This is a genomic window from Actinoplanes rectilineatus, assembly GCF_000962825.1.
GTDB lineage: Bacteria > Actinomycetota > Actinomycetes > Mycobacteriales > Micromonosporaceae > Actinoplanes > Actinoplanes rectilineatus.
Map to the genome: position 1 here is coordinate 1 of NZ_JZKF01000164.1, position 7,468 is coordinate 7,468.

5 protein-coding genes are annotated in these 7,468 nt (G+C 70.0%); 2 read left to right on the forward strand and 3 right to left on the reverse strand.

The window, feature by feature from the left end:
• The coding region (locus WH85_RS45430) for a VOC family protein (RefSeq protein WP_211275655.1) at positions 1-1,538 on the forward strand (1,538 nt) is incomplete at its 5' end.
• Between the two features lie 77 nt (positions 1,539-1,615).
• On the opposite strand, the gene WH85_RS45435 is transcribed toward WH85_RS45430, so the two are convergent.
• From WH85_RS45435 to WH85_RS45445, 3 genes are read right to left on the reverse strand one after another with little or no spacing between them, the layout of a single operon-like run.
• The gene (locus WH85_RS45435; protein WP_045748443.1) at positions 1,616-2,011 is read right to left on the reverse strand and encodes a DUF4233 domain-containing protein; all 396 of its coding nucleotides are present in this window, start codon (positions 2,009-2,011) and stop codon (positions 1,616-1,618) included.
• Positions 2,008-3,333: a bifunctional folylpolyglutamate synthase/dihydrofolate synthase gene (locus WH85_RS45440; RefSeq protein WP_045748444.1), complete on the reverse strand. Its 1,326-nt coding sequence runs from the start codon at positions 3,331-3,333 to the stop codon at positions 2,008-2,010. The genes WH85_RS45435 and WH85_RS45440 overlap by 4 nt, the downstream gene beginning before the upstream one ends.
• Positions 3,334-3,372: 39 nt before the next feature.
• Positions 3,373-6,012 carry a valine--tRNA ligase gene (locus WH85_RS45445; RefSeq protein ID WP_045748445.1) on the reverse strand — a complete coding sequence of 880 codons (2,640 nt, stop codon included), beginning with the start codon at positions 6,010-6,012 and terminating at the stop codon, positions 3,373-3,375.
• 74 nt (positions 6,013-6,086) lie between these two features.
• On the opposite strand from WH85_RS45445, the gene WH85_RS45450 reads away from it, so the two are divergent.
• Positions 6,087-7,070 (forward strand): hypothetical protein, encoded by a 984-nt coding sequence (locus tag WH85_RS45450; RefSeq protein ID WP_245674385.1) that lies wholly within the window; start codon positions 6,087-6,089, stop codon positions 7,068-7,070.
• Positions 7,071-7,468: the final 398 nt, after the last annotated feature.

Consider the following 7,468-nt stretch of genomic DNA (forward strand, 5'->3'; position numbering starts at 1 on the left):
CCCCCACCCCGTCCACCCGGCCGCCGTCCGGACCCACCCCGCAATCCGGCCCGCCCCGTTCCAGCCTTTCAGCGTCCGATCAGCCCCAGTCCGGCCCCGCAGCGTCCAGCACCGCAACGCCCGGCCCGACGACGTCCGATCCGGAAGCGTCCAACCTGGCGGCGTCCAACCCGGCGGCGTCCAAGCTGGCGGCGTCCAACCCGGCGGCGTCCGATTCGGCAGTGGCCCCGTCCGATCCGGGCCGATCACCGCTCCGCGCCGACGACCGGCCCCCGACCGACCAGATCGACATCCCTCTCGACGATCAGGTCGACATTCCGCTGGACGACTACCCCGAGCCCGCACCGGAATTCCGCCCCGCAGCCGCAGCAGCCATGGCCGACGGCATCATCGCTCCCCCCGCCGAGACCATCCCCGCCCAGCCGACCGGGTCATCTGCGGATGACCCGGCCAGACCCGTCCACGGTTCTGCGGCTACGGCCATTCCCGTTCACGCGGACGAGACGGACATCTCCGCGGAGTCCCACGTCCCACGGCACGCGGCTCCCCACACGAACCCCTCTCCGGATCCAGCCATCCCGGCTGAGGAGGATTCGTCGTTCCTGGCCGCCGCCATCCCCCTCCCGGAGCCGGGCCACCCGGATACGGCTTCCCCCGCGGCGGCCATCCCGCTCCCGGAGCCCGCGGAAGGCACCACCGCAGCCGCTACCCCGCTCCCCGGCCCTACGCGGAACACCACCGCGGTCCCGGAGCCCGCAGCCCCGGAGAGCACCTCAGCGGCCGCCATCCCGGCTCGAGAGCCCTCAGCCCTGGGGAACACCGCCACCACAGCGGCCGTCCCGATCCCGCCGGCCTCTCACGCCGAGAAGCCGTCCGAGACGGATGCCTCCCCCGAATCCGGACTCGAGACCGAACCCGGCAAGACCAACACCGACGAGAACGAAGCCGGCAAGACCGACGCCGACAAGAACGCGGCCGGCAAGACCGACGCCGGCGAGAGCGAGGCCGGTCAGGACGACTCCGGCGACGCCGAGGCCCGCAAGGGCGCGGCGACGAACGGACGGCGGACGGCCGGCGGACCGTGGGGGGACTTCGGGACCTCCGAGCCGGACGACCGCGCCGGCGACATCATCACCGGCTATCCGAGCGCCCGCCCCGGCCCCGGCGGCGCCATCCACGGGGTCGGGATCACCGTGCTGGTCACCGATCTGGCCCGGTCGACCGTCTTCTACCGGGACATGCTCGGGTTCTTCGAGATCGACAGCGGGGAGAGCAGCACCGTGCTGGCGTCCGGTGACACCCGGCTGGTGCTGCGTACCGTGCACAACCTGTCGGTCGAGGCGGGTCGGCTGATCTACCTCAATCTGGAGGTCGGCGACGTCGACACCGTCTACGCGGAGCTCGTGGCCAAGGGCGTGAAGTTCGTGCACTCGCCGCGGGCCGTGAACCGGGGCGACAAACTGGAACTCTGGTCGGCCACTTTCCGGGATCCCGACAACCACAACATCGCCATCACCCAGTGGCGGGCCATCGGCTGACCGAGCGTACGAGAAAAGGGCGGGAGACCACGATGGTCTCCCGCCCTTTCACAACGGCACCGAAGCGCAGAGAACGATCAGCCCAGGATGCTGCGGCGCACATGGGTCGCGTAGGCCCACGCCAGGCCGAAGACGACGCCGAGCGCCGCCAGCGACCAGTGCAGGAACCCGCCGGCGAGCAGCAGCACCTGGATCAGCGTGCCACCGTTCCACGCCCAGCTGCGTTTCATCACTCCCGCCAGCAGCACGCACAGCACCGTCAGGGCGAGCACCGTCCCGATCGCCGGCCCGCGACGGTCACCGGCGAAAACACTCAGCGGGGCGATCGCCAGGAGCAGCACGATCGCCTCGAGGGCCAGTGTTCCGGAGCCGAGTCCGCGTACCGCAGCCTCGGGATTCTTCAGACCGGAGCGCCGCACCGCGGCAGGGGCGTCGCTCTCGACGGTCATCGCGTCCTTCTCCGGCTCGGTCATCGTTTGAGCAGTTTCCGGGCGTCGGCGACGGTGACCACCGAGCCGGTGATCACCACGCCGACGCCGCTCATCTCGCCGGAGGCGTCCTCCTCGGCCAGGACGACCGCTTCTTCGATGGCGTCCGGCATGGTCTCGGCGATCGTCACCCGGTCCTCACCGAAGATCGTGATCGCGAGTCGGCCGAGTTCCTCCGCGGGCATCGACCGGGGCGAGCTGTTCTCGGTGACCACGATCCGGGCCGCGACCGGTTCGAGCAGTTCGAGCAGGCCGTTGGCGTCCTTGTCGCCCAGCACCGCCAGTACCGCCACCAGGTGCCGGAAGGAGAACTCCTCCTCCAGGGCGGTGACCGTCGCCGCCATGCCGTGCGGGTTGTGCGCGCCGTCCAGCAGGATCGCCGGCGCGCTGCGGACCCGTTCGAGGCGGCCCGGCGAGTCCACCTCGGCGAAGCCTTCCCGGACCAGGTCGATCTGCAGCTGCTTGTCGGGGCCCGCGCCGAGGAACGCCTCGACGGCCGCCAGGGCCAGTGCCGCGTTCTGCGCCTGGTGCGCGCCGAACAGCGGCAGGAAGACCTCCTCGTAGACGCCGCCGAGGCCCTGGAGGACGAGCACCTGCCCGCCGACCGCCTGGGTCCGCTGGACCACGCCGAACTCGCTGCCTTCGCGGGCGAGGGTGGCGCCCATGTCCGCGCAGCGTTCCAGGATCGGCCGCATGGCGTCCTCCTCCTGCAGCGCGGTGATCACCGTGGCGCCCTGGTGGATGATGCCCACCTTGTGCCAGGCGATGTCCTCGATCGTGTCGCCGAGCCACTCGGTGTGGTCCAGCCCGATCGGGGTGAGCACGCAGACGCCCGCCTCGATGACGTTCGTCGCGTCCTCCTCGCCGCCCAGGCCGACTTCGACGACCGCGATGTCGACCGGGGCGTCGGCGAACGTCGCGTACGCCATCGCCGTGGTCATGTCGAAGTAGGTCAGCGGTTCCGGGTTGCGCGCGTCGATCAGTTCGGCGAGCGGCGCCACCTCGTCGTAGGTGGCGACCATCTGCTCCTCGGAGATCGGCTCACCGTCGAGGCTGATCCGTTCCCGCACGCTCTCCAGGTGAGGGCTGGTGTACCGGCCGGTGTGCAGGCCGTGCGCCCGCAGCAGCGCGTCGATCATGCGGGCCGTGCTCGTCTTGCCGTTGGTGCCGGTCAGGTGCACGGACGGGTACGCCCGCTGCGGGCTGCCCAGCACGTCCATCACATCCCGGATCTTCTGCATGTCGAAGACCATGCGGGTGAAGCCGCGCTTGTCCAGCGCGGCTTCGACCTCGGTGTACTCGGTCATGCTCTTCTTTCTCTCAGCTGTCGCCGGACCGCCGCCGGTTCAGGCGGACGGCAGTGCCGCCAGCGCGTCGGCGGTGCGGACCAGGTCCGCTTCCGCGGCCGCCAGCCGGTCCTTGATCTTCGCGACCACCTGTTCCGGGGCCTTGCCGACGAACGCCTCGTTGTTCAGCTTGGCCCGGCACTGGGTGGCCTCCTTCTCGGCGGCCACCCGGTCCTTCTCCAGGCGGGCCCGCTCGGCCGCGACGTCGATGGCACCGCGGGTGTCCAGGTCGACCGTGATGCCGCCGGTGACGGCGAGCGTCGCGGTGGCGGTGAAGTCGGCGCCGGGCACGTCGAGCCGGGCCAGGGAACGGATCAGCGGCTCGTGCGTGTCGATGCCGACGTTACCCAGGCCGGTGAGCGCCGCGGTGACCCGCTGGCCCGGCTTGAGGCCCTGGTCGGACCGGAAGCGACGGACCTCGGTGACCACCTTCTGCAGGGCGGCCAGCTCCTCCTCGGCACCGCCGTCCACCAGGTCGTGGTCGACGGCCGGCCAGGCCGCCCGCATCACGGTCTCGCCGCCGGTCAGCGCGATCCACAGCTCCTCGGTGACGAACGGGATCACCGGGTGCAGCAGACGCACCAGCTGGTCGAGCACGTGGCCGAGCACCCGGCGGGTGTTGTCGGCCGCCGCGCCCTCGCCGGCCAGCACCGGCTTGCTGAGCTCGAGGTACCAGTCGCAGACGTCGTCCCACGCGAAGTGGTAGAGCGTGTCGCAGACCTTCGCGTACTCGTAGCTGTCGAACTGCTCGTTGACCTCGGCGATGGTGTGCTGCAGCCGGGACAGGATCCACTTGTCGATCGCGGACAGCGCGGCCTTGTCGGGCAGCGGGCCCTCCACGGTGGCGCCGTTCATCAACGCGAACCGGGTGGCGTTCCACAGCTTGTTGCAGAAGTTGCGGGAGCCCTGGCACCACTCCTCGCTGATCGGCACGTCGGAGCCGGGGTTGGCGCCGCGGGCCAGCGTGAAGCGGGTGGCGTCGGCGCCGTACCGCTCGATCCAGTCGAGCGGGTCGACGACGTTGCCGAACGACTTCGACATCTTCTTGCCGAACTGGTCGCGGACCATGCCGTGCAGGTTGACCACGTCGAACGGCTGCTTGCCGTCCATCGCGTACAGCCCGAACATCATCATCCGGGCGACCCAGAAGAACAGGATGTCGTAGCCGGTGACCAGGACACTGGTCGGATAGAACTTCTCCAGCTCGGCGGTCTTCGCAGGCCACCCCAGCGTGGAGAACGGCCACAGGCCGGAGGAGAACCAGGTGTCCAGGACGTCCTCGTCCTGGCGCCAGCCCTCACCGGACGGCGGCTGCTCGTCCGGCCCGACGCAGACGATCTCGCCGTTCGGGCCGTACCAGACCGGGATGCGGTGGCCCCACCACAGCTGCCGGGAGATGCACCAGTCGTGCATGTTGTCGACCCAGGCGAAGTACCGCTTGGACAGCTCGGCCGGCTCGATGGTCACCCGGCCGTCGCGCACGGCGTCACCGGCCGCCTTCGCCAGCGGGGTGGTGTTGACGAACCACTGCAGCGACAGGCGCGGCTCCACCGTGGTCTTGCAGCGCGAGCAGTGGCCCACCGAGTGCAGATAAGGCCGCTTCTCGGCGACGATCCGGCCCTGCGCCCGCAGCGCCGCGACGATCGCCGGACGCGCCTCAAAACGATCAAGACCTTCAAACGGTCCGGGTACGGTGATGACGGCGCGCTCGTCCATCACTGCCAGGCTCGGCAGCCCATGCCGCTGGCCGATCTCGAAGTCGTTCGGGTCGTGCGCCGGGGTCACCTTGACCGCGCCGGTGCCGAACGCCGGGTCGACGTGCTCGTCCGCCACGATCGGGATGCGCCGGCCGGTCAGCGGCAGCTCCACCTCGGTGCCGACCAGGTGCCGGTAACGCTCGTCGTCGGGGTGCACGGCCACCGCGGTGTCACCGAGCATCGTCTCGGCACGCGTCGTCGCGACGACGATGCTGTCCGCACCCTCGCCGTAGCGGATCGAGACCAGCTCGCCCTCGTCGTCGGTGTGCTCCACCTCGATGTCGCTGAGCGCGGTCAGGCAGCGCGGGCACCAGTTGATGATCCGGTTCGCCCGGTAGATCAGCTGGTCGTCGAACATCCGCTTGAACACCGTCTGCACGGCCCGGGACAGGCCCTCGTCCATCGTGAAGCGCTCACGGCTCCAGTCGACGGAGTCGCCGAGACGGCGCATCTGCCCGAGGATCGTGCCGCCGGACTCGGCCTTCCACTCCCAGACCCGTTCGACGAACTTCTCCCGGCCCAGGTCGTGGCGGGACAGCTGCTGCTCGGCCAGCTGGCGCTCGACCACGTTCTGCGTGGCGATGCCGGCGTGGTCCATGCCGGGCAGCCACAGCACCTCGAACCCCTGCATCCGCTTGAGGCGGACGAGAGCGTCCTGGATGGTGTGGTCGAGGGCGTGGCCGATGTGCAGCGAACCGGTCACGTTCGGCGGCGGGATGACGATGGTGAACGGTGGCTTGTCGCTGGTCGGGTCGGCGGTGAAGTAACCCTCCGATACCCAACGCTCATACCGCCGCTGCTCTACCGCGCCCGGCTGGTACTGGGCGGATAGGCCACCGGCTGGCCGGCTGTCGGGGGTACGGGGTTCGGTCTCATCGGTCACCCGACAAGTCTACGGAGCCCCGCCGAGCGCCCGGTATTCGCACCTCCACCCGTGGGGGACGGTAGGCTCGCCTGATGTCGGACCGCGGTCAGCAAACGCCTTCCCATGCCGACCCCGCGGCGGCGCCGGACACCGAGCGCCCCGCCTTCAACCCCTTCGACGCGATCGGCGCCACCCGCACCACCGACCCCGTCGCCCCGGTCGCCGACAGGCCCGATCCCGACGGGCTCGACGACCCCGAGGCGCACCCTGACGGCCACGAGCAGCACCGCCCCGGATGGCGTCAGGGCGAGACCCCGGCTCCTGACGGCGACGAGCACGACGGCGTCGAACTCTGGCAGGACAACCCTTCCACCGGGCCGGACGACGGCCTCCGCGACCTGTCGGTGACCTCGGACGACGCTCCCGGCGACGCCCCCGCGCAAGGCGAGCCCGGCGAGATCGACGTCGGCCCGTTCCTGTTGGCCGGCGAGTCCGACCAGCCCACTGAGACGCCGGCCCGCCCGAGCAACGTCCGCACCATCGTGCTGGCCGTCCTGCTGGTGGTGGTCCTGGCCGGCGGCGGCATGCTCGCCTACGTCGGCTGGCAGATCAACTCCGAACGCCACACCACGCTCTCGACGCCCCCGCAGATCGCCGACCTGGTGCTCGACGACAGCGAGGACGCGACGGCCACCGCCGACTACCTGCGCGGGGCACTCTCCGCGGAGGTGCAGCTCGACAAGACGGTGGGCGGCGTCTACAGCACGCCCGAGGACAAGAACGTGCTCTTCTTCGGGGGCACCACCCTCCTGTGGTCCCCGGAGAAGGAACTCGACAACGCTTTCAGCCTGATCGCCGACGACGAGGGCGCCGTGACAAGCCTCAAGTCGGTGGATCCCGGCGACCTGGGCGGCGTCATGAAGTGCGGCACCACCAAGTCCGACGGTGTCGACATGGCCGTCTGCGGCTGGTCCGACCACGGAAGCCTGGCCCTGGCCATGTTCCCCCAGTACGCCGAGGCCGACGTCCCCCCACTGATGCGCCAGATCCGCACAGCCACCCAGACTCGAAGCTGACCCTCCTCCAGTACGGAGCGAAACACCAGACGCCGGCAAGGTCTCACCGAGGCCGAGCCGGCGTTCTCGTGGCAGCGGACAGGGTGTAGGCGACGGCCGCGATGCGGCAAGAAAGAGTGCGCGGGGAAGACCGCTGGCCGATCAGGTAGGCACGGTGTGGGGCGTGGAATGGCCTACGCGGGGATCGAGCCTGACCGCCCGGAGGAGGTCATCCCACGCCCCACACCGTCCCAGCTCGTATTCTCTGCAGCCGGAAAACGCTGTCAGAATCGCCCTGTGAAAACGGGTCCAGAACGAAAAAAAGTCCGGAAACGAAGAAAGGCCCACCCCGAAGGGTGGGCCTTTCTCAACGTTAAGTCCGGCGGCGTCCTACTCTCCCACACCCTCCCGAGTGCAGT